At 68.7% G+C, this 21,883-nt stretch carries 24 protein-coding genes; 10 read left to right on the top strand and 14 right to left on the bottom strand.

The features are described from left to right. Positions 1–226: 226 nt before the first annotated feature. Positions 227–757 (bottom strand): GNAT family N-acetyltransferase, encoded by a 531-nt coding sequence (locus ACIRRA_RS19600; RefSeq protein ID WP_402769722.1) that lies wholly within the window; start codon positions 755–757, stop codon positions 227–229. A gap of 106 nt (positions 758–863) precedes the next feature. Next, positions 864–2,969 carry an NAD-dependent DNA ligase LigA gene (gene ligA, locus ACIRRA_RS19595; RefSeq protein ID WP_402769865.1) on the bottom strand — a complete coding sequence of 702 codons (2,106 nt, stop codon included), beginning with the start codon at positions 2,967–2,969 and terminating at the stop codon, positions 864–866. Between the two features lie 135 nt (positions 2,970–3,104). Between ligA and ACIRRA_RS19590 the strand changes: the two genes are divergently transcribed. The 3 genes from ACIRRA_RS19590 (at position 3,105) to ACIRRA_RS19580 (ending at position 5,400) form a co-directional block, all read left to right on the top strand. Then, a complete protein-coding gene (locus tag ACIRRA_RS19590; protein ID WP_356997546.1) occupies positions 3,105–3,524 on the top strand; it encodes a PPOX class F420-dependent oxidoreductase in 420 nt (139 codons plus the stop codon). A 158-nt stretch (positions 3,525–3,682) separates the two neighbouring features. Beyond that, positions 3,683–4,924 carry an ATP/GTP-binding protein gene (locus ACIRRA_RS19585; RefSeq protein ID WP_402769719.1) on the top strand — a complete coding sequence of 414 codons (1,242 nt, stop codon included), beginning with the start codon at positions 3,683–3,685 and terminating at the stop codon, positions 4,922–4,924. 62 nt (positions 4,925–4,986) lie between these two features. Next, complete coding sequence (locus ACIRRA_RS19580; RefSeq protein ID WP_402769716.1) at positions 4,987–5,400, top strand: hypothetical protein; 414 nt, start codon at positions 4,987–4,989, stop codon at positions 5,398–5,400. Positions 5,401–5,461: 61 nt separating this feature from the next. On the opposite strand, the gene ACIRRA_RS19575 is transcribed toward ACIRRA_RS19580, so the two are convergent. Further along, on the bottom strand, positions 5,462–6,310 hold the full coding sequence (locus tag ACIRRA_RS19575; protein ID WP_402769713.1) for an SAM-dependent methyltransferase: 849 nt from the start codon (positions 6,308–6,310) through the stop codon (positions 5,462–5,464). A 144-nt stretch (positions 6,311–6,454) separates the two neighbouring features. Between ACIRRA_RS19575 and ACIRRA_RS19570 the strand changes: the two genes are divergently transcribed. After that, a complete protein-coding gene (locus ACIRRA_RS19570; RefSeq protein WP_402769710.1) occupies positions 6,455–7,009 on the top strand; it encodes a TetR/AcrR family transcriptional regulator in 555 nt (184 codons plus the stop codon). Positions 7,010–7,052: 43 nt separating this feature from the next. Here the strand turns inward: ACIRRA_RS19570 and ACIRRA_RS19565 are convergent, their stop codons facing one another. The 6 genes from ACIRRA_RS19565 to ACIRRA_RS19540 form a co-directional block, all read right to left on the bottom strand. Next, positions 7,053–8,096 (bottom strand): methionine synthase, encoded by a 1,044-nt coding sequence (locus ACIRRA_RS19565; RefSeq protein ID WP_402769707.1) that lies wholly within the window; start codon positions 8,094–8,096, stop codon positions 7,053–7,055. An 80-nt stretch (positions 8,097–8,176) separates the two neighbouring features. Then, positions 8,177–8,632, bottom strand: a complete 456-nt coding sequence (locus ACIRRA_RS19560; RefSeq protein WP_402769704.1) for a hypothetical protein — start codon at positions 8,630–8,632, stop codon at positions 8,177–8,179. Positions 8,633–8,667: 35 nt separating this feature from the next. Further along, positions 8,668–9,789 (bottom strand): tRNA 2-thiouridine(34) synthase MnmA, encoded by a 1,122-nt coding sequence (mnmA, locus tag ACIRRA_RS19555; protein WP_356997537.1) that lies wholly within the window; start codon positions 9,787–9,789, stop codon positions 8,668–8,670. Further along, positions 9,790–11,010, bottom strand: a complete 1,221-nt coding sequence (locus ACIRRA_RS19550) for a cysteine desulfurase family protein (protein ID WP_402769701.1) — start codon at positions 11,008–11,010, stop codon at positions 9,790–9,792. It abuts the gene before it with no gap. A gap of 288 nt (positions 11,011–11,298) precedes the next feature. Further along, positions 11,299–12,951: an alkaline phosphatase family protein gene (locus ACIRRA_RS19545; RefSeq protein ID WP_402769698.1), complete on the bottom strand. Its 1,653-nt coding sequence runs from the start codon at positions 12,949–12,951 to the stop codon at positions 11,299–11,301. Positions 12,952–13,032: 81 nt separating this feature from the next. Beyond that, positions 13,033–13,830, bottom strand: a complete 798-nt coding sequence (locus ACIRRA_RS19540; protein ID WP_402769695.1) for a murein transglycosylase — start codon at positions 13,828–13,830, stop codon at positions 13,033–13,035. A 107-nt stretch (positions 13,831–13,937) separates the two neighbouring features. Between ACIRRA_RS19540 and ACIRRA_RS19535 the strand changes: the two genes are divergently transcribed. The 4 genes from ACIRRA_RS19535 to ACIRRA_RS19520 all read left to right on the top strand — a co-directional run bounded on the left by ACIRRA_RS19535 (position 13,938) and on the right by ACIRRA_RS19520 (position 17,214). Then, positions 13,938–14,474, top strand: coding sequence for a hypothetical protein (locus tag ACIRRA_RS19535; RefSeq protein ID WP_402769693.1), 537 nt, complete (start codon positions 13,938–13,940; stop codon positions 14,472–14,474). 33 nt (positions 14,475–14,507) lie between these two features. Beyond that, entirely contained in the window at positions 14,508–14,801 is a 294-nt protein-coding gene (locus ACIRRA_RS19530) for a hypothetical protein (RefSeq protein ID WP_402769690.1), read from the top strand. Between the two features lie 1,087 nt (positions 14,802–15,888). Further along, positions 15,889–16,758: a helix-turn-helix domain-containing protein gene (locus tag ACIRRA_RS19525; RefSeq protein ID WP_402769688.1), complete on the top strand. Its 870-nt coding sequence runs from the start codon at positions 15,889–15,891 to the stop codon at positions 16,756–16,758. 264 nt (positions 16,759–17,022) lie between these two features. Continuing rightward, complete coding sequence (locus ACIRRA_RS19520) at positions 17,023–17,214, top strand: hypothetical protein (protein ID WP_402769685.1); 192 nt, start codon at positions 17,023–17,025, stop codon at positions 17,212–17,214. 24 nt (positions 17,215–17,238) lie between these two features. Here the strand turns inward: ACIRRA_RS19520 and ACIRRA_RS19515 are convergent, their stop codons facing one another. Continuing rightward, positions 17,239–17,418 (bottom strand): hypothetical protein, encoded by a 180-nt coding sequence (locus ACIRRA_RS19515; protein WP_402769682.1) that lies wholly within the window; start codon positions 17,416–17,418, stop codon positions 17,239–17,241. 162 nt (positions 17,419–17,580) lie between these two features. Here ACIRRA_RS19515 and ACIRRA_RS19510 point away from each other — a divergent pair, with 162 nt between their 5' ends. Further along, entirely contained in the window at positions 17,581–18,204 is a 624-nt protein-coding gene (locus ACIRRA_RS19510; protein ID WP_402769679.1) for a TetR/AcrR family transcriptional regulator, read from the top strand. Positions 18,205–18,392: 188 nt separating this feature from the next. Continuing rightward, entirely contained in the window at positions 18,393–18,857 is a 465-nt protein-coding gene (locus ACIRRA_RS19505) for a phage tail protein (RefSeq protein ID WP_402769676.1), read from the top strand. A 64-nt stretch (positions 18,858–18,921) separates the two neighbouring features. Here ACIRRA_RS19505 and ACIRRA_RS19500 read toward each other — a convergent pair whose 3' ends face one another. The 4 genes from ACIRRA_RS19500 to ACIRRA_RS19485 form a co-directional block, all read right to left on the bottom strand. Then, a complete protein-coding gene (locus ACIRRA_RS19500) occupies positions 18,922–19,062 on the bottom strand; it encodes a hypothetical protein (protein ID WP_402769673.1) in 141 nt (46 codons plus the stop codon). Between the two features lie 229 nt (positions 19,063–19,291). Further along, positions 19,292–19,936 carry a class F sortase gene (locus tag ACIRRA_RS19495; protein WP_402769670.1) on the bottom strand — a complete coding sequence of 215 codons (645 nt, stop codon included), beginning with the start codon at positions 19,934–19,936 and terminating at the stop codon, positions 19,292–19,294. Next, positions 19,933–20,991, bottom strand: coding sequence for a hypothetical protein (locus tag ACIRRA_RS19490; protein WP_402769667.1), 1,059 nt, complete (start codon positions 20,989–20,991; stop codon positions 19,933–19,935). Before ACIRRA_RS19490 ends, ACIRRA_RS19495 begins: the two co-directional genes overlap by 4 nt. 246 nt (positions 20,992–21,237) lie before the next feature. Then, entirely contained in the window at positions 21,238–21,864 is a 627-nt protein-coding gene (locus ACIRRA_RS19485; RefSeq protein ID WP_402769665.1) for a VOC family protein, read from the bottom strand. Positions 21,865–21,883: the final 19 nt, after the last annotated feature.

Raw genomic sequence — 21,883 nt, 5'->3', positions numbered from 1 at the left:
AAATCCACCACCCGAGATCGCGGCCCGGACATGCCGGGATGACAGACCGGACTTCCGTCGCCGCCGTCCCCGGGACATCGCCCGCGAAACCGTCGCGGGCCCGCGAGGTTGGCCGGTTCGACCGCGTGTCGGTCGAGCCGGTCCGCCGCGGCCGGTCGATGAGTCCGCCTCCGCCCTTCGCCCATTCGACAATGCCGGGCGTCCGGCCCGGCCAGGTCAGGTCAGGTCAGCGTGCCGCAGCGATCTCCAGGCGCATCACCGTGAGCGGCAGGCCCGTGTCGGTGCGCCAATCTCTTTCCGGCACATGCGCAAAGCCCAGCGTGTCGTACATGCGCCGCGCATCCTGCATGGTCGGCATGGTGGTGAGCACCACGGCGTCGAACCCTTCGGCGCGGGCGGTATCGATCACCCGCCTCATGAGGGCAGTCCCCACTCCCAGCCCGCGGGCCCCCTTGGACACCGCGAGCATCCGGAACTCCAACTCTCCCGGCCGGGCGATATCCGCGAACGGCGTGCCGGGCCGGGCCATGGTCAGCGAGCCCAGCAGCTCGCCGTCGCGGACCGCCACCAGGATCTCGGCCGCCGCCGCCCGGGTGGCCGTATCGGCGAGGTCCTCGACATAGGGACTACGCGGATTCACATGCCCCTCGCCGACATACACCTCGACGGTCAGCTCACCGATGGCCGGGTAGTCCCCGGGCTCGGCCACCCGAATCTCCACGCCGCCGTCCCGTGACCGCTCGGTCCGCACCTTCATCACCACAACTCCATCCTCAACCCCACCCCGCATCACGCGATTGCCTCGCCGATCGCACCGCACCGGGCGCGGTCGCGCGACACGCCGGGCCGGTGCGGATCGATTTCTAGGACACCGCCTCCGGGCTCTCGGACACCGGTTCGGGGTTTTCCGACACCGCCTCCGGACCGCCCTCGAGCAGTTTCACGAAGCCTGCCTCGTCGAGGATGGGGACACCGAGTTCCTCGGCCTTGGCGGCCTTCGAACCCGGCGCGTCGCCGATCACGACGAAAGCCGTCTTCTTGGAGACGGATCCGGCTGCCTTGCCGCCACGGACGAGGATGGCCTCCTTCGCACCGTCGCGGGTGAAGCCCTCCAGCGAGCCGGTCACCACGATGGACAGGCCCTCCAGGTTGCGCTCGATGGACTCGTCGCGCTCGTCCTCCATCCGGACGCCGGCGGCCGTCCACTTGTCGACGATCTCGAGATGCCAGGGCATGGTGAACCATTCGGTGACCGCGGCGGCAATGGTGGGGCCGACGCCGTCGGTGGCGGCCAGTTCCTCGGCCGAGGCCTCCCGGATGCGGTCCATGCTGCCGAAGGCGGTGGCCAGGGCGCGGGCCGCGGTGGGACCGGCATGGCGGATGGAGAGGGCGACCAGCACGCGCCACAGCGGGCGGTCCTTGGCCGACTCCAGGTTCTCCAGCAGGCGTTTGCCATTGGCGGACAGGGTGCCGTTCTTGTTGGTGAACAGTGTGGTGGTGAGCAGCCTGTCCGCGTCGAGGGAGAACAGGTCGCCCTCGTCGGTGATGGCGCCCGACTTCAGGAGGTCGATGGCGGCCTCGTAGCCCAGCGCCTCGATATCGAACGCGCCGCGCCCGGCCACGTGGAATACCCGCTCCCGCAGCTGGGCCGGACAGTACTGCTGGTTGGGGCAGCGGATATCGGCGTCGCCCTCCTTGGCCGGGGCCAGCTCGGTGCCGCACTCGGGGCAGTGCGTGGGCATCACGAATTCCCGCTCGCTGCCGTCGCGGGCGTCCGCCACTGGGCCCAGCACCTCGGGAATCACGTCCCCGGCCTTGCGGATGGTGACGGTGTCGCCGATGAGCACGCCCTTGCGCTGCACCTCGGAGGCATTGTGCAGGGTGGCCATGGCCACGGTGGAGCCCGCCACGGTGACCGGCTGCATGACCGCGAACGGCGTAACCCGGCCGGTGCGACCGACATTCACCTGAATGTCGAGCAGCTTGGTGGTGGCCTCCTCCGGCGGGTACTTGTAGGCGATGGCCCAGCGCGGCGCGCGCGAGGTGGCGCCCAGGCGGCGCTGCAGGCTGAACTCGTCGACCTTGATGACCTGGCCGTCGATCTCGTGCTCGATGTCGTGGCGGTGCTCGCCCCAGTAGTTGATGCGGCCGACCACCGCGTCCGCGCCCTGCACCCGGATCGTGTGCGCCGACACCGGCAGACCCCAGGAGGCCAGCGCGCGGTAGGCCTCGAACTGCGATTCCGGCGCGAAGCCCTCCAGCCGGCCGAAGCCGTGGCAGATCATGCGCAGCCGCCGCCGCGCCGTCACCGCGGGATCCTTCTGCCGCAGTGACCCGGCGGCGGTATTGCGCGGATTCGCGTACGGCGCTTTGCCTTCCGCGACGATTGCGGCGTTGAGCGCCTCGAAGTCGGCCAGCGTCATGAACGCTTCGCCGCGTACCTCCAGGAGCTTGGGCACCGGGAACCCGTCGCTGTGGATCAGCTCGTGTGGAATGTCCTCGATGGTGCGGGCATTGAGGGTGACGTCCTCACCGGTGCGGCCGTCGCCGCGGGTGGCGCCGCGCACCAGCTTGCCGTCCTCGTAGACGAGATTGAGGGCGACGCCGTCGATCTTCACCTCGCACACGTAGTGCAGATCGGCGCCGGCATCGGCCTCGACCTTGGCGATCCACTGCCGCATCTCGTCCTCGTTGAAGACATTGTCCAGCGAGTACATCCGCTCCAGGTGATCCACGGGCTGGAACTCGGTGGTGAAGCCGCCGCCGACCAGCTGGGTGGGCGAATCAGGGGTGCGTAGATCCGGATGCGCCTCCTCGAGCGCCACCAGCCGGTTGAACAGCTCGTCGAACTCACCGTCGGTAATGATCGGCGCGTCCCGCACGTAGTAGCGGAACTGATGGCCGCGAACCTCCTCCGCCAGCCGCTGCCACTCGACGCGCTCGTCCCCGCTCGCCGCGGTGATCTCCATGCCCGATTCGCTCACACCAGGCACTCTATCCCGCCCCACCGACAGGTTTGATCAACATTCCCGCACGTCGCACCCCTGATACGCGGATTTTCCGGCCTCGGGAACACGCCCGTAACCGCCCGGGTTCCACTCGGTATGGACCTCGCCAAGGCAGTCGATTTCGCGCGCTCCCACCGTAAGTCGGTGCTCACCACGATTCGCCGCGACACCCGTCCGCAGCTGTCCAATGTGCTGCACTGGGCCGGCGAGGACGGCATCATCCGGATCTCCATCACCGCAGACCGTGCCAAGTACCACAATCTGGTCCGGGAGCCGTGGGCCGCGCTGCACATGAGCAGTGACGACTTCTGGTCGTACGCGGTCATCGAAGGCGAGGCCGAGGTCTCCCCCGTCGCCGCCGATCCCGACGACGCCACAGTCGACGAATTGGTCGCCTACTACCGCGCCCTCAGCGGCGAGCACCCCGACTGGGACGACTACCGCCGCGCCATGGTCGCCGACCGCCGCGCCGTCGTCCGCCTCGCTCCCGCCCGCGCGTACGGCCTGCTCCGCTGAAGTTCGCGCACACCGTCATTCGGCCGCGGCACGATCCGTGCCGATCACACCGGTTTCGAACCCGGATATCGCGAAAGTTGCCCTCCGAGTGCCACCCCCGCGGAATACCCGAATAAGGTGAGTCGCATTTCCGACCCGCGACCGGCAGGATGTCCAGGGTGTTGCGTAGTTTTCAGGTGTCGAATCATCGGTCACTCGCCGAACCGCAGGAACTGCGGCTGACCCGGGGTAGCGGGCCGGTCGCCACACCGGTCACCGCCGTCTACGGGACGGCCGCCACCGGCAAGACCGGCCTCATCGACGCACTCGATCGCATGCGCGACGCCGTGCTGAATTCGGTCACCGGGTGGGATCCCTACTCCGGGCCGGTTCGGACGCCGCACCTCGGATTCTCCGATCGCCCTTCGGAATTCGTCGCGAACTTCGTCGCCGAGGGGTGCCCGTACACCTACGGGTTCCGGCTCGACAACGCCGATGTGGCCGCGGAATGGCTGCACTCGCATCCGCACAATCGCAAGCGCGTGGTGTTCGAGCGCGCCGGCGACGACATCCGAATCGGACCCATGTTCGAGGCCGCGCGGTACGGGCTGGGCGCCGTGGTGCCGCTGGTGCGCCCGAATGCCTTGCTGCTCAGCCTGTCCGGGCAGCTGTACGCCGAGCCGCTGGTCCCGGCCTACCGCTGGTTCCAGTCACTGCTGGAAGTGCAGTGCGGGCAGCCGGATCCGCAGGAGGTGGCGCACCGGGTGGGCTCGCACATTTCCCGCTCGACTGACCACGCGGTGCGGCTGCTGACCCTGCTGCGCGCCGCCGACCTCGGCATCACCGATCTGCTGCTGCCGTCCGACGACCCCATGTACGCCGACTACCTGCGTGACCTGGACGCCGATATCGCCTCCACCACAAAGGAAATCGAGTCCTGCACCATCTCGGCGAACTACGCCGAGGAGATGTTCCTCGAGCACGGCATCACCGTCACCCTGCTGCAGCGCGAACTGGCCAACCTCTACGCCGCCCGGGACGCGCTGTACTCCCGCATGGTGGCCCGCCGCGGCGTCGGCCTGGGCCTCACCCACGAGGGCATCGAAACCGCCTTCGACATCACCGACGAGTCCGGCGCCACCCTGGCCATGCTGCGCCTGCTGCCGCCCATGCTCGATGCCCTCGACACCGGTGGCGTGCTGGCGGTGGACGATATCGACGCCGCCCTCACTCCCGAGACGGCCGACAGCCTCATCCAGCTGTTCCAGAATCCCGAAACCAATACCCAGGGCGCGCAACTGGTCTTCACCACCGCCAACCGCACCCTCATCGACCGCGGCAACGGCCGCTCCCAGTCCAAGCGCACCACGGTCTGGCAGCTGCGCCGCCACAACGGCGTCTCCGAACTCACCGCCCACTAGCCGCACCCGCCGTCACGCGGCCCCGGCCGGGCATGAACTCCACGCCGCCTAGCATGGAGTTCATGCTCCTGCAGCTCATGTTCGTCCTGCTGATCGGCGGCGCACTGGCCGCGGCCCTGGTGTACTACCGTCGCCGCAACGGCGGCAGCTCGCGAGCCTTCTCCGGCGACCCGCTCGCCGCCTCCTGGAACGCCGCCCCCGCCGGCCTCGAATCCGGCACCCTCCACGTCACCGGCGTCAGCCCCCGCCCCGACGACCTCGGCGAGCAGTACGTCACCATCACCGGCAGCATCTCTGGCCCCACCGTGGTGGCCCATGAGGTCTACGGCCGTTTCGCCTGGGACGTGAACAACTGGCCCGCCATCGGCGACCAGATCCCCGTCGCCTACCGCTCCGGCAAGCCCGACAAATGGCAACTCGACCACCCCGGCGCCCGCCCCTACTTCGGCTCCAAACGCCCGAAGGACCAGGGTTGAACGGACCTCGGTTTCCGTTCCGTGCCGCACGCCGGGGATAGGCCCGGCCAGCGTCAGGCGCTCAGCGGCGGATCGCGGCGATGGTGCCGATGCGGGGGTCGAGCGGGGTGGTGGGGCGGGGTAGGTGGGCGGTCATGTCGTTCCAGCTGCGGAATTCGGTGGTCCAGCCGATGGTGTCGAGCCAGTGTTCGATGTCGGAGTCGGGGGTGCGGGTGGGTGCAGGCGGTTGTGGGGTGTTGTCGCCGGAGACGAGGCGGCGTAGGTCTCGGTACCGAGGGGCTTCGGGGTCGATGGTCGTACGTCCTGCGCCGAAACGACTTGCGGGGGCGGATAATTCGGTGAGGGTCAGGACTACCTGGCGGTTCCAGTCCTGGTTGAGATAGCCGAGTGAGCCCTCGTCGACCCAGTAGGTCGGGACGGTTGGGTCGAAGCCGGTGTCGAGCAGGGTTTTTCGCCAGTTTTCGCGAAGGTCGGCGATGACCACGTGGCGGTGGCAGGTGGGGATGGCGGCGGTGGCGGCGAGGACCGGTTCCTTGAAGGCGAAGAGTTCGGGGAGGTCGATCTCGTAGACGTGCAGGGCGGGCGGGAGGTCGAGGCGGTAGGCGCGGGTGTCCAAACCGGCGCCCAGGAGGACGAACTGGCCACAGCCGGCCTCGATCGCCTCCCGGAAGCGCTCGTCGACCAGGCGCACGCCGATGCTGCGGCCGTCGTAGAACTGGTCGGCCAGGGCTTCCATCCGCGCCCAGCGTTCGGGGTCGAAGCCTTTGCGGGCCGCGGTCACGAAGTCCTTCGCCTGCGGGTCGTCGTAGAGGCGATCGTCGCGTTCGGATTCCCGCGCCCGGATGATGGCGACCCCGATGGCGGTCACGGCCACGCCGTCGACCGGCACTGTCGCTGCTGTCTCGGTCATGTCTTGCTCCCCACTGCGCAAAGTAACTTGCCGACCGGCTAGGTATCTGCCGGTGATGGAGACGCTAGGCTTCCCCTTGCCGGTCGTCAAGCAAAAGGCGGCCGACCGTCAGGAAGAAGGCCGGGGTACCGAGGGAAGGACTCGATGGACGGGCGTCGCAGTGATACGCGGGAGCGGATTCGGTCCGTCGCCATGGAGCTGTTCTCCGAACGCGGCTATGAGAAGACCTCGCTGCGCGAGATCGCCGAGCGCCTGGGCGTCACGAAAGCCGCGCTCTACTACCACTTCCGGACCAAGGAAGACATTGTCGCCAGCCTGTCGGAGGATCTGCGTGGCGGCATAGACGAGATCGTGCGGTGGGCCGAGGCCACGCCGCCGGGGCCGGAACGGGCCCGCGAGATCGTGATTCGCTACGGCGCGCTGCTGCACAGCCTCGGCAAGGACATGATCCGGTTCTGGCACGAGAACCAGCCCGCCTTCCGGGACCTCGGCTTCGGCACCAGCCTGCGCTACCAGTTCCGGGTGCTGGCCGACCTCATGACCGCGCCCAGCACGGAGCCGCTGGCCACCTTTCATGCCCGGCAGGCGCTGCTGGCCATCAGCTGGAGCCTGTCCATGATGGGTGATCTGGAACTCCCCGACGAGGAGAGCAACCAGGCGGCGGTGGCGATCGCGCTGGACATCCTGGCCCGGATGTGAGCCGCGCCCGCCGAAACAGTCTGCGGCACACTGCCACACGGCGTCACTCGAAGGTGAGCGACTCCGGCTCCTCGGCGTAGGCACGCGCGGTCTCGGCGGCCAGGCTCAGCGCGCGGCGCGCCCAGGAGAGCGGGGCTCCGGCGAGGCCGCAGGCCGGGGAGACCAGAATCTGCTCGGCCAGCAGGCGCCGAGGGAAACCGAGCCGATCCATCAGCCGCACACCGGGTTCGGCGATATCGCGCCAGGTGACGGGCGCGACGGGCGCGGTGGCGGGCACCAGCCCGAGCACCAGATGCTTTCCGCTGTCCAGTAATTCGCCGATCCGGTCGAGGTCGGGGGTGCCGATGGCGGCCATGTCGAAGCCGACCGCGGCCGCCCCGCTCTTGCGCAGGAAGCCCAGCGCGGGCCGGTCGGCGCAGGTGTGCACCAGCACCGGCACGGACTGGCTTTCCGCGATGATGTCCAGGATGTGCAGTGCCTCGGGTTCGGGCATGGCGCGCACGGTGTTCAGGACGCTCACGCCCTTCAGCGTGCCGGTCAGCACGGCCGTCAGGTGTGGCTCGTCGATCTGGAGCACGACCGGCGCGCCCAGCCGCTTGCCCACCTCCGCCACATGATTCGCGATGCCCTCGGCCAGCGACTCCGAAAGATCGCGCAGCGCACCGGAATCGGTCAGGACGCGATGCCCGCCCGGCAGCTCCACCTCCGCCGCCACCGACAGCGGTCCGGCCACCTGCACTTTCACCGGATGGCCGGACCCCGCGAAACCGCCGGTCTCCCAGGCCTCTTCGAGCGCGTCCAGATCGGTGCGCAGCAGATCGTGGGCCCGCCGCGCGACCGCGCCCGGCCGCGCCGCCAGCCGATATCCGCGCGTGGTGCTGTCGAACTGCATATCCACCAGCAGGCCCGACACCCGTCCGATCATGTCCGCGCCCACGCCGCGGTCGGGCAGTTCGACGAGATGCGGCAGCTGCCCCAGCTCTCCCACCACGGTCGCCGCAGCCTCCCGCGGATCGGTCCCGGGCCACGAGCCGACCCCGGTCGCGATGCCGCCACGCAGCACCGGCGTCTTCGTGTCGTCAGTCATCTGAGCCACCCCGAATCACTCGGCCGTACGATTCCGGAAACCCCGGCTCACCACCGAACTCGACACCGCGCCACGTGCGATTACTCGTCGGCATCGCCGCGATCGGCCCGGCCACTCGAATTCGCATACCAGTCCCAGCAGGTCGTGTTCACGAACCAGTCCCAGGTCTTGCCCGCGCGCTCGCTGCCCTCGCCGGGCAGGGCCGGGCCGGTGGTGCCCCGGCCGCCGCGCTCGGCATAGGGGGCGACCCGGACGACCTGGCGCTTGCGGCCCGAGTGGTCGGTGCGTTCGCCGAAGCTGCCCGCCGTCGCGTCGTGCGGACCTTCCGGGCTCGGCTGTGCCTCACCCGGCAGGAATTCGCCGGTGTCGGTCCGGGCGGGTTGGCTCGTCTGTTCGGCGGCGGTCCGGTTGGCGGCGCCGCCCCTACCGAGGCGGGCCTTGCCGGGACCGCGTCGCGGGCGCAGCTTCGCCGGTTGCGCCAGGCCGGTACGCCACACGATGCGTCCCCCGAGTTTCGGCCGGACCTGTTGCGCCATATATGACTTCGCGCCACTGCGCGAATGACGGCTGCTCACCGGGCGCTATCCGAGACCAGTTCGCTTGCGTACGAATGAGGTTCGCGTTCGGTACCGGAGATGGTGCCGCTGCCCAGCACCTCGTCCCCCGCCGCGTCGGGGCGGTAGAGGACCACGGCCTGGCCGCGGGCCACACCGGTCAGCGGTTCGCGCAGGCGCACCACCAGGCCGCCGTCCACGGCCTCAGCGACGGCCGGGGCCGTGCCGCCGTGGGCGCGCACCTGGGCCACGCATTCCACCGGGCCGGAAGGACTTTCGCCCGAGGTCCAGATGGCGCGGTCCGCGCGCACCGTCCAAACTTCGAGATCCTTGGCCGAACCCACGTGCACGGTACCGGTGTCCGGGTCGATGCCGGTCACGTAGCGCGGCTTGCCGTCGGCGGCCGGGCCGGGCAGGCCCAGGCCCTTGCGCTGGCCGATGGTGAAGCCGTGCACACCCTCGTGGTCGGCGAGCTTGGTGCCGTCGGCGTCGAGCACCGCGCCGGGGCGGATGCCGATCTTCGCGCCCAGGAAGGCCTGGGTGTCGCCGGAGGGGATGAAGCAGATGTCGTGGCTGTCGGGCTTGCCCGCCACCGCCAGCCCGCGCTCGGCGGCCTCGGCGCGGATCTGCGGCTTCGGGGTGTCGCCGACCGGGAACATGGCTCGCGAAAGCTGTTCGGCGGTAAGGACGGCCAGCACGTAGGACTGATCCTTGTCCTCGTCCACGGCCCGGCGCAGCACGCCGTCCGCGAGCCGCGCGTAGTGCCCGGTGACGACGGCGTCGAAGCCCAGCGCCACCGCGCGGTCGGCCAGCGCCGAGAACTTGATCTTCTCGTTGCAGCGCAGGCACGGGTTGGGGGTCTCACCGGCGGCGTACGCGGCGACGAAGTCGTCGATCACGTCCTCCTTGAAGCGGTCGGCGAAATCCCAGACGTAGAACGGGATTCCGAGCACGTCGGCCGCCCGCCGGGCGTCACCGGCGTCCTCCTTGGAGCAGCAACCGCGCGATCCGGTGCGTAGCGTGCCCGGGCTCGCCGACAGCGCCAGGTGCACGCCGACCACCTCGTGTCCGGCGTCCACGGCACGGGCGGCCGCCACGGCGGAATCCACGCCACCACTCATCGCGGCAAGTACTCGCATCTAGAAGCCTCCCTTCGCTCCGGCCAGTCCGGCCGCCTTCGCCCGTTCCACCACCTGCGGCAGCACGGCCAGCAGGGCATCGATATCGGCGTCGGTCGAATTGTGTCCCAATGAGAATCGCAGGGATCCGCGCGCCAGCGCCGGCTCCACACCCATGGCCAGCAGCACATGGGAGGGTCCGGCCACACCGGCATTGCACGCGGATCCGGTCGAGCATTCGATCCCGGCGGCGTCCAGCAGCATGAGCAGTGAATCGCCTTCGCAGCCGGGGAACGTGAAGTGGGCGTTGCCCGGCATGCGTTGCGCGCCGGTCGCCCCATTGAGCACCGCGTCCGGCACGACGGCGCGCACGCCCTCGATGAGCCGGTCCCGCAGCAGCTCCAGGTCCACCGCGCGCACGGCCAGGCCGGCCACGGTCTCACGAATCGCGGCGGCCAGGCCGGCCGCCGCGGGTACATCCGAGGTGCCCGAGCGCAGATCCCGCTCGTGCCCGCCGCCGTGCAGCAGCGGCACCGCCGGCACCTGCCGCCCCAGCAGCAGCACGCCCACGCCGTGCGGCCCGCCGACCTTGTGCCCGGCAAAACTGGCCGCGGCCAGCCCGCTGGCGGCGAAGTCGATGGGCAGCTGCGCCGCGGCCTGCACCGCGTCGCTGTGCATGGGCACGTCGAATTCCTGTGCCACCGCGGCCAATTCCTGGATCGGCTGGATGGTGCCGACCTCGTTGTTGGCCCACATGACGCTCACCAGAGCCGTCTCGGCGGCGTGCTCGGCCAGCGCGTCGCGCAGCGTGCGCGGCGACACGATGCCCTGGGCATCGCACTCCAGCCACGTGATGCGCGCGCCCTCGTGCTGCTCGAGCCACTCGACCGTGTCCAGCACCGCGTGATGCTCCACCGCGCTCACCAGGATTCGGTTCCGCCGCGGATCGGCGTCACGCCGCGCCCAGTAGATGCCCTTGACGGCGAGATTGTCGCTCTCGGTCCCGCCCGAGGTGAAGATCACTTCCGACGGCCGCGCCCCCAGCCCCGCCGCGATCGACTCCCGCGCCTCCTCCAGCACCCGCCGGGCGGCTCGCCCGGACCCGTGCAACGACGACGCGTTCCCCGTCATACCCAGCGCAGCGCACATTGCCTCGACAGCGACCGGGAACATGGGTGTCGTGGCCGCGTGATCGAGGTAGACCGTCTGGGCACCGACCGGACCCGGGAAAGCCGACTTCATGACCACCAAAGGATAGCCGCCGCCGTCGAGACGATATTCCCGCCATGCCCGCAGCAGCTCGCGCCCCCATTGTCGCGACCACCGCGCCCGCACGCTCCGCCTCCGCTCCCGACGCCGGCCTCGCGCCGCCGACCGCCCCGCTCGAGTCCTCCATGAAGGCACGAATCGGCGGCGGGCCGGGTTCGCCCGCGTCCCGACCGGCCCGATGGTTCACCCCTGCGACCGAGCGCGAAACGGCCCGCCGGATCGGACCGGCGGGCCGTCTTCGGTCGGGCTATCCGAATCGGATCAGCCCAGGTTCGGGAGCTCGCGCACGCCGTGGGCCTTGGCGGCGTCCAGCTTCTGCGGGTTCTCGTCCAGCAGCTTCAGGATGGTCGGCGCGATCTGGGTGGTCTGCACGGCCTCGGTCACGACCGCCTTCTTGGCGCCCGGGCCGGAGACGATCAGCGGGACATTGCGGTCGGCCGGGTTCGCGCCGCCGTGCTCGGCGATCTTGCCCTTGCCACCGGTGTAGACGGTGCCGACCTGCGCGACGCCGACCAGGTCGGGGTGGCGGGGGTCGTTCTCCGGGGCACCCAGGTACGAGGCGGCGCCGGCGCCGGCGTGCACCTCGGTCAAGCCGGACTTGGTGTACGCCTTCGGGTTTCCGCTGATGTCGTTGCCGGTGCCGTTGTTGGCCAGCAGCCACTGCTCGGCGAAATCAGCGGCGGCCTGCGAACGGTCGTTCAGCCACAGCAGCATGGCGTCGTCGTTCACGCTGAAGGCGACCAGGTCCTTGGTGGCCTCGGGGTGCTTGGCCTTCCAGGCGGCGTTCAGGGCGGTCATGATCGGGCCGTCGTCGATGCGGGTCAGGTCGCTCGGCTTGGTGGGCGACTGGCCGTGCTTGGCGGAGACGATGACGGTGGTGTTCTTGTCCTCGCCCTTGGTCTTCAGCTCGCCGAGCAGCTTGCCCAGCTGGCCGTCGACGTAGTCGAGCGCACCGGACAGCAGCGCGCCGGGGGTCACGCCGTCGGCCTGGTAGCCGCCGGTCATGCCGTCGGAGGTCGGCAGCTTCTGCGCGACCGAGACGGTCTGGAAGTTCATGCCGAAGATGGCAGGCTCACCGACCTGCTTGGTGTGGCTGTGGTCGAAGCCGTCGATCTCGTTGAGGACGGCCTGCACCTTGTAGCCGTCGTACTGCTGGGTGGACTTGTCGTCCTTGGTCCAGTCCTGGCCCGCGATCGGGGAATTGGAGTTGATCTCCGGGGTGAACAGGTCGTCGATGGCGTTGCCGGCCTTGCCCTCGAGGATCGAGTAGGCGGGGTGCTTGTCCGACCAGGCGGTCAGCTTGCCCGCGGCGTGCAGGACGTCGAAGACCGAGTTCACCTGGAGGTACTGGCTCGGGTAGACCGGCTTGCAGGTGGCCGGGTCGACCGGCATGGCCGCCGTGTTCAGCAGGGTCGCCGGGTTGCCCGTCATGCCCAGGATGCTGCCCGGCAGTCCCGGCAGGCCCTGGCCGGCGTCGATCGAGTTCTGGTTCTTGTCCATCGCCTCGGTCATCGCGACCTCGGCGCCCTTCGGGGTGTGCGCGCAGTCGGTGGTGCCGGCGGGCAGCAGGTCGTGATTGAAGGTGTCGTCGTAGTAGACGCCCGACTGTCCCGCGGTAGCGCCGGTGAACTGCGCGACCATGCCCGGGAAGGAGTCCGACGGGTTCGTGGTCTGCGCGTTGGTGTACTGGGCGCCATTGTTCGCGAGCGAGGCCAGCGCGGAGTTCGGGTGCTGCTTGACGTACCACGCCAGGTCCGCCTGGTGCATCCCGTCGATCGAGATCAGCAGCACATGGTCGGCGTCCTTGCCCTGACCGGTCTTTCCGCCGGGGGCGGCATGGGCGATACTGGCACCGGTACAGACCAGCGCCACTGCGCCGGCGGCAGCGGCGACCCGAATGCTCTTGCGGGACATGGATTCCTCCTGATCACACGACACAAAACTCTTGTGTCAAGGTGTTGTTGCGAATGAATTGATTCGAGAGGGGGAGGGGGATCAGTTGTCGTAACCGGTTGCGGCAGTTCGCACCTGGCCGACATAGACGGAGGAGTGGTTGTAGGCGAGGATGGCCTGACGCCAGCCCGCGGCGGTGGCCAGATCGCCGCCGGCGGCGCACAGGTAGCGGCCCGCGGACAGCGCAGCGTCGTCGATATTGTCCGGGTTGCCCGACAGGTCGACGGTAGCAACGGGTTTGGCGGCCTCGAGCGCATCGGCGAGGGCGCGATAGTCGGCACCGGCGCGAACGCCCCAGTGCTTCCAGGTGTCCGGGATGAACTGGAACGGGCCCATGGCGCGGGCGTAGACGGTGCGCCCGGCCCGGGCGGTCGAGGCGGGATCGAGGATGACGGCATTGCCGCCCGTGCCATTGAGGGCCACGCCGCGAATCGGCGGCTGCACCAGGCCGTCGGCCCCGATGGTGGCGCCGCCGAAACGAGCGTGATCGCTTTCCACCCGGGCGATCCCCGCCAGCGTGGTCCATCCGAGGTGGCAGCCGGGCTGGGCCTTCGCCAGCACGACCGTGGCGTATCCGTACGCCTCCAGCGCGCGGAGCGGAATGCCGTCCCTGTCGGACCGCGGGCGGGCCCACTCGCGGAGCTGGTCGAGCTTGTTGTCCATCGCGTCGAGCCGGATTTTCGGGATCGGGCCGCCGGAGCCCGGCGGGGCGGGTTCCGGCGCCCGGCCCGGCCCGGCGGCACACCCGGCCACGGTGAGCGCGACCGCGGCGATGAACAAGGGCAACCGAGCCCCGCCCATCGCCCGGCCACCTGTGCCGGGCACGTACGAATTCGTCATGGTTCCGCGAAATTCACTGGTGCGAACGAGGTTTCACTCCGTACGCCTAGCCGCACGGATGAGGGGCGGGCGGCGGCGGGGGCGTCGGCGCCTTGGATGTCGGGGGCGTGGCCGGCTTCGACGTCGCGGGCACCGGGGGCTTCGACGTCGCGGGCACGGGCGGCTTCGGCGCCGGGGCGGCCGGCGGCGCGGGCAGCGGCTTCACGGTCGGCGGATGCACGAGGGTGGACGCCAGCGGTTGCGTCGGATTCCGCGGCGCCGTTGCGATGCAGTGGGGCGAGGTCGGCGGCAGGGCGGTCGTCGTGACCGGGCCGGGCGTCACCGTCGGCGTGGTCGTCACCGTCGGCGTGGTCGTCACCGTCGGCGTGGTCGTCACCGTCGGCGTGGTCGTCACGGGAACCGTGGTCGTCACAGGCGATGGCGTCGTGGGCGCCGTGGTCGTGGTGTCCACCGGAACCGTCGTCGTTGTCGACGGGGGCGTGGTGTCCGGAGCTGTGGTGGTGACCGGAACTGTGGTGGTGGGCGGGACGGTGGTGGTCGTCGCCGATGGGTCAGTGGTCACCGTGACGGTCGTCGTGGTGGTGGCAGGGTCCGATGTGGGAGTCACCGACTGCGGAACGGTCTGGCTCGGATCGGAAGACTGATCCGCCTGGAACGAGAGGGTCGCGCTCGCGTCGATGGAGAGGCTGGGAGCGGCGGGCGTTGTCGGCGTATCCGTGGTCGTGACCGGCGTATCCGTGGTCGTGACAGGGACGCCGGTGGTCGTATCCGGGGTGGTGGTCGCCTGGGCGGGATCCGTTGTCGCGGACGCCGCGTCGGTGCCCGGATCGGTCGAGGCGACCGGGTCGCCCGTAGCGTCGGGCGTGGAGCCGTCGGTGGGGACCGGAACGTCGCTCGGCGTCACAGAGCTGTCGGCGAGACCGATCTCCGGCGTGGTCGACCCGGCCTGCGCCGCGGTCAGATCGGCGTAGCTCTGTGAATCCGATGCCTTCGTTGTTTCGGTCGACGCGGCACTCGCCGCCGCCTGATCTGTTCCCCGCGGTTCGGCCGCGGCGACCACGCCGACGACGAGGCTCGCCAGCGCGGCGCCGGCCGCCACCTTCGGCAGATGGCGGCGGACGGGACGCGACGCGATCAGCCGAGCCATCAGCTGCCATTTCCCCGGGGCCTCGACGAGTTTCCCCGGGGCCTCGATGAATTCGGTCGCCGCCGGATCGACGGCATCGGCGTTCGGCTCGATGGCCGGTTCGGACATGTCCGAGTCGTCCCGATCGGGTTCGTTGCTGTCCAAGGCTGTCCCCACTGTGGATTCTTTCTCCGCGATAAGTCGCCACACCAGTGCCCATGCGGAGGACGAACTGGATGGCCACCGGGGCCGGAAATTCAAAACTCGTTATGAAACGGCTTTCTGGCGATCCAGACTGTGCCAATGCACTCGGACAGCACGCAACTCAGCCCCGCACCGCACACCACAACGCGCCGGCGCCCCGCAACAGGGCAGCGACAGCATGCCGGAGATCAGGCGTATATCTCTGTGTACCAGGGGTAATCGAACGCCACGGCGGGATGGATCGGCCAATCGGCACCTCGAAGGATTCAGCAGAAGCAACCGCCGAGGAAAAACACAGCAACCACTGATCGACAGAACCGGGTCATCGCCCGAACGCGCACGTCAGGTCTCGCCAAAGTTGTTGTACACAAACATGTTTCATCTCTGTTCGGCAGCAAGAACGCGAGTTGATCACTTGACCGAGCGACACAAATTGTCACACCTGCCGTCCGAACACCCACACCCATCGGCCGCACAACCGAAGCGGCACGACATATGAGCTCCGGAGCTCCGTTCACCATTTGCCCCATTACCCAAATTTCAGTGAACAGACGGTGCATGAAAGGTGTCGGAAAACCGTTGGCATTAGCCAATATTCATGTTGCAAACGCTGTGATCTTTCCGACAGTGCGGCGCTTCGACCCGTCGGGTAAAAGTTCTTCAGCGAATCCGATTCACACCGCTCGGCCGCGCAAGGCTTCGCAGGACATTCGATAGAGAGGCTGGCCGTGCAGATCGCCGCACCTTCGCTCCCCCACCCCGGCCAGTCGGCGTTTCCCCCGATCCCACCCACCCAGGTCCGTCGCGGCGCCGGCCGGCTCTCGTGGGTCTGCGAGCGACCGGAGATCGGGGGCCATCTCCGCCGCCAACGTGAAGCGCTGGGATTGACCCAGGAGGAGGTAGCCCTGGCCGCGTCGACGACGCTGTCGTCCCTGCGGAAGTGGGAGGCGGGTCTGCGTAACCCGAGCACCGAAGGTCTGGCGGCCTGGTGCCGCGCGCTGAATCCGCCGGACTGGATGCTGCGCAAGATCATGTCGCTGGCGCTCGGTGACATGGATACGCTGCGCACGGAACCCTGGCCCCAGACCATCGGCCGCGAGGATCTCGATCATCTCGAGTCGTTCTCCGGGCCCGCCTTTTTCATCAGACTCCCCCATTTCGACGTCGTCGCCGCCAACGGGCCCGCGCGCCAACTGATTCCGAGCTTGACGCCGGCCGACCTCGGTCCGGCCCATCCGGTCAATCTGGTCGAATGGATCATGACCGAGGCCGCACGAGAGCTGCTGGTCAACTGGCGCGACGTCGCCGTTCGCGTGATCCATGCCCTGCGTGTCATGGGTCCCGGCATCGTTCCGCAGCAGCGCCTCGACGAGATCTTCAACGTCTGCTATTCCCGATCGCCGAAGGACTTCAAACGATTCTTCGCCACCGATCCCGTCGAGGACGAACGGGACGGCGACGCGCTGCTGGTGCGAAACCTGGAGCAGGGCACGGTCGATCGGTATACCTACCGATCCTTGCGACCGACCCAGCCGATGCGCCCGTACGAAGTCGTCCACCTGATCCGGAGCACCGCGCCGCGTGATGCGGCCGCGTAGCCCGCACCCGGATCGACCACACCGAACACGTTCCCGCCGCGGGCCATCCCGGGGGTTCGGAAAGTGCCAGACTGCGGACCACGCGTGCCGATTTCGGGCACCGGTGGTGCGGTGCCTGACCGGGTGCACCAGAATCGGTGCGGCCGAAGCCGACTCGCGGACCGGCCCTGGTTTTCAACGCGGTCGACCGCACACGCACCGAGACATGGGCAATGGGGTGGTGTGGGGCGCGGCCGCGACCGATCCCACACGAAAGGTCGATACGTGCCCAAGCACCTGATCACAGTGGCGTCGATTGCGCTGGCAGTGGTGGCCGTCGCCGGCTGCGGCAGCCACCACAGCAGTCCGCTCACCCCGCCGACTTCGACGACCTCGGTACCGGTTTTCGGCGGCGGCCAGATACCGGATGTGATCGATGTGCCGACCACCACCCCGTCCACGAGCAAGGCCCGGTGATGGCCGGGCGGTGACCTCGACCGGTCACCATCCCGCTGTCCGCCGTCCGGCGTGCACGATGCGCGTCGGATCGGCTCGAGGACGGCGGGCGGTGGCGATGCTCTCCCGCTCGTCCGCCGCGCCGTAGGCGACGCTCATGCCCATACAGCCGAGCCCGTGCGCGGAGACCGTCAAGCCCTGGGTGCCGAGTTTTCTTGTCCGCATGTGTGTTTCCCCTTCGGACAGATGGTTCGCCTCAGCCATGGCCTGATAAGCCACAACGGCTCCCCATGCTCGGCGGCGGTGATTCTAGCGATGTTAGAACTTGTGCCGTCGATATGATCAGAGGCTGTAGCTAGATATCTTTACCGCCGATACGATGAGGCGATGACGATCCGGGAACGGCGCGAGCGGGAGCGAGCCGCCAGGCGTCAGCTGATCATCGACACCGCCCGCAAACTCGCCGAGGACGATGGATGGGCCGCGGTGACCACGCGCCGGCTGGCCGATTGCATCGAATACAGCCAGCCCGTGCTCTACAGCCATTTCACGAGTATGGAGGCCATCGTGGAGGCGGTGGCCGTGCAGGGCTTCGCCGATCTGGCCGACGATCTGCACACCGCGTGCGCGGGGAGCGAGACCCTCGATCAGCGCCTGGGCGCCCTGGCCACCGCCTATGTCGAATTCGGATTGTCCCAGCCGGCGCTCTACGACGCCATGTTCGTCCAGGCCACCGATCTCGCCTTCGGCAGCGCCGAGACGCCCGAGCAGTTGCGCCGCGCCTTCGACGAAATGCGGTCGGTGATCAGGGAATCCCCCGGCGGCATCGATCCGGACGCCGACACCGAGGTGTTCTGGGCCGCCGTGCACGGCCTGGTGACGCTGGCGCGCAGTCACCGCCTGCGCATCGAGTCCACCGGTGTGCACTTGACGGTGCTGCTGGAGCGTGTCATCCGACTGTGGGTGCCGCACCCCGATCGCGGCGCACTGAATCAGTGGCGGGATCCGTGATCGCCACGGATGTCGCCGGCCCGGCCGAAATTTATCGTCGACCCGGACGGCTTCGAATGGGAAGCATCCGCGAAACGCCCGTGACGCCTTCGGGTTACTCATCGGCCGGGCGGCCGCGGCTAGGATTACGGCGGCCTGTTCGAGAGCACCGTCCGACCTCATCGGACATTCGTGTGAAGGAATTCGCCATGCCGTATGTTGTTGACTTCGTGAACGTTTCGACCGAGGGACTGGAGTCGTCGCCGGTCGCACCCGCGCTCGCCGGATTGCGGGCGAACGAGGCCCGGTACTTCAAGAACAAGTACGACCATGTCTTCACGGTGCAGCCCGCGGAGGACGCCGGGCAGACCATCGACTGGGTGAACCGGATCCTCCAGGAGGAGCGGGCCCTCGTCATCTCCTCCAAGCCCCTCGAGGCGACAGCCTTCCAGGTCGAGAACATTCGAATCGCCTACGTGTTCTATCAGAACGGCCTGTCGATCAACGTGATGTACACCGTCGACGACGCCAAGAAACGAGCGGTCGGGTTCAAGCTCTCCGACGGGATGGAAGTCCCCGCGGAGCTCGCTTCGCAGTTCAAGTTCGCGCGGCAGAAGTCGAAGCTGGCCGGCACCATTCGCGGCTCGTACTTCGTCATCAAGGGCGAGTACTGACCCCGGTGCGCCTTACCGCCCCGCAGCCGACGAAGACCTGCGGGACGGTTCGGCCACTGCTCGATCAGCCGAACGGGTACTGACCGGCGCCGGCATCGCCGGCGCTACCCATACCGATGATGTCGGTGAGCATCACGAGCATTCCCTGCCCGATCGACAACGCGTCGTAGCCGATCGTTCCGAGGTTCTGCGCAAACGTCTGCATGTCCGCCTCCGCTGTCGATCGATCCGATTGGTGCGCACAGGAACGTAGCCAATCCGTGGCACCACCGGCAAATCCGGTGTGGCGTGATCGGCCGCCCTCGGATGCACCGAAACCTGTTCTCTGCCAACAACATCGCCGAGGCTCAGCGGCCGCGACAGCGCGACACGCCGACATCCGGACAATCAAGGCCACAGCAGACTCACAGGACCGCCGCGCACCCGGAGCGCGGCTAGGTCACCGAATCGAGGGACGAGAAGACCACCACGTTGGACTCGTAGCTCTTGGCAGCCTGATCGAACTGGCCGCCGCACGTGACCACCTGTAGCGTCGCACCACCGCGGGGACCGAAGACGAGCTGGTCGGGGAACTGGGATTTCAGGTACATGCGGACATCGGTGACCTTGAAGTGCGCGGTCTTGCCGTCCGCGCGCTTCACGTCGATCATGTCGCCCGGCTTCACCTTCTTCAGATAGAAGAAGACGCCGGTGCCCTTGTAGGAGTCGACGTGGCCGAGGATGACCGCCGAGCCCTGCTCCCCCGGCGCGGGACCCTGCTGATACCAGCCGGCCTGCAGGTAGTCGGAAGGCACCTGGACCGAGCCATCGGCATTGAGCCCCACCGCGATCAGCGACCCCGAGGCCTTGATCGAGGCGATGTCGAACGACACCGGAGTGGACCGGCTGATCGCGGCCGCCGTCTTCACCCCGGAGGCGGACGCGGCCGCGGTGGTCGTGCTCGCGGCCGAATGGGTCGAGCCGGAGGACGAACAACCGGTCACCAGGGCCAGGATGATCGCCACCACGGCGACGAGCGCACCGCGTAGTGATCGACGGATTCTCAACGCGCCCAGGGCATTTCCGTCCGCGGTGCTCACTGCGCGCTCACCTGGGCGGCCATGCCGCCCGCGCCGGTGTCGGGCGCACCCTTGGGAATCACGTAGCCGCCCGGCGGGACCTGATCGGTAACCGCCGTACCGCCCGGGATGCCCGTGGTCGCGCCCACCGGAATCGCCATGCCGTACGCGGTGTCCGCACCGGCCGCCGCCGCGCCGGCCGTCACCAGGTCGATGCCGCCCAGTGCGCTACCGCCGATGTCGGTGTTCCCGCCCGCCTGTACTCCGCCACCGGCGTTTCCACCGATCTGCGTACCGCCGCCGACCTGGACGCCACCACCGGCATTGCCGCCGATCTGCGTACCGCCGCCGACCTGCACACCACCATTGGCATCCCCGCCGACCTGCGTACCGCCACCGACCTGCACACCACCATTGGCATCCCCGCCGACCTGCGTACCGCCACCGACCTGCACACCACCATTGGCATTGCCACCGGTCTGGACGCCTCCGCCGACCTGCACGCCACCATTCGCGTCACCGCCGACCTGGGTGCCGCCGCCGATCTGCACGCCACCGTTGGCATCCCCGCCTGTCTGGGTACCGCCACCGACCTGCACACCACCGTTGGCATCCCCGCCGGTCTGCGTACCGCCACCGACCTGCACACCACCATTGGCATTGCCACCGGTCTGGACTCCTCCGCCGACCTGCACGCCACCATTCGCGTCACCGCCGACCTGCGTACCGCCACCGACCTGCACGCCACCACCGGCATTGCCGCCGGTCTGCACACCCCCGCCGACCTGCACACCGCCGCCCGTGTTGCCACCGGCCTGCGTGCCACCGCCGACCTGCACACCGCCGCCGGCATTCGCGCCGGCGCTCGGCTGCACGGACGCACCGGCATTGCCGCCGCCTCCGCCTTGGACGCCGACGCCCACGTTCACCCCTCCGGGTCCGATGCCGACGTCCACACCGAGGCCGGCGCCCGGGGCGGGCGCTGTCGTCGCGGTCGGGTCCGCGCCGGCCAGCGGCGCCCATAGTGCGACTGCGGCCGCGGCGACCATCATGACCGGGAATGTCCTAGCCGACATTTTCGAATTCGCTTCCAGACGTTGTTGTTCGGTTGCCTTCCCGTCGAACAGACGGACCAGTGTGTTACCGACAAGTCGCCCCTGACCGCGAGAACTATGCCGGTTCAGGCGCATTTGAAACTGGACGCCTGCACAAGTCCCTAATGCATCGAGTCCGCCACCCGAAGCCCCTAATTTGCCCGCTTCGCCCATTAAGCCGACGGCGTTCGGGTACGTCGGACGACCGCCCGTAGAAACGGTGACGAATCAGCGGGCGGCAGGCTGGGACGCGGTCTCCCAGGCGAATCCGTCCGGATCGGTGAAGGTCGCAGCGCCGCCGACGACGAGACGGTGGGACCCGCTGCCGTCGGAGGAGACCCCGGCGTCCTTGGCCAGAGCGCGACGCTTGTACAGGGCCAGCTTCACCGGACTCGAGCCGGTGTCGAACTCCACGTACATGGGCCCGAAGCTCTTGGCCACCGGCAGCCCGTGGTCGACATAGAAGCGCTTGCTCGCACCGATGTTCTCCACACCCAGCAGCAGCACCATGGAGTCGAAGCGCTTGGCGGCCGGACCGCTGTTCTTCTTCGAAGAGGTCGCGACCTTCCAGATCGCGCCGTCCGGGGCCTGGACCACGCCGCCGTAACCCCACATCGACTTGGCCGCGGGCTCGAGCGAGGTCGCACCCGCCGCCAGCGCCGCATCCAGGTAGGCGTCGGCGTCGGCCGGCTGGGCCACGGTCAGCGACAGCGTGTAGCCCCGAAATCCCGTACTCGGTTCCTGGGCGACCCGAAATCCCAGCAGCTGCGAGTCCAGCCCGAACGCGGTGGAGTAGAAGGCGGCCGCGGCTTCGATGTCCGCGACGTCGAGTGTGATGTTCTCGATGGAAGTCATGTCAGCAACGCTACGGTCG

This window comes from Nocardia sp. NPDC101769, assembly GCF_044766925.1.
Lineage (GTDB): Bacteria > Actinomycetota > Actinomycetes > Mycobacteriales > Mycobacteriaceae > Nocardia.
The sequence above is the reverse complement of the archived record's forward strand: the minus strand, read 5'-3'. Positions and strand labels throughout refer to the sequence as shown.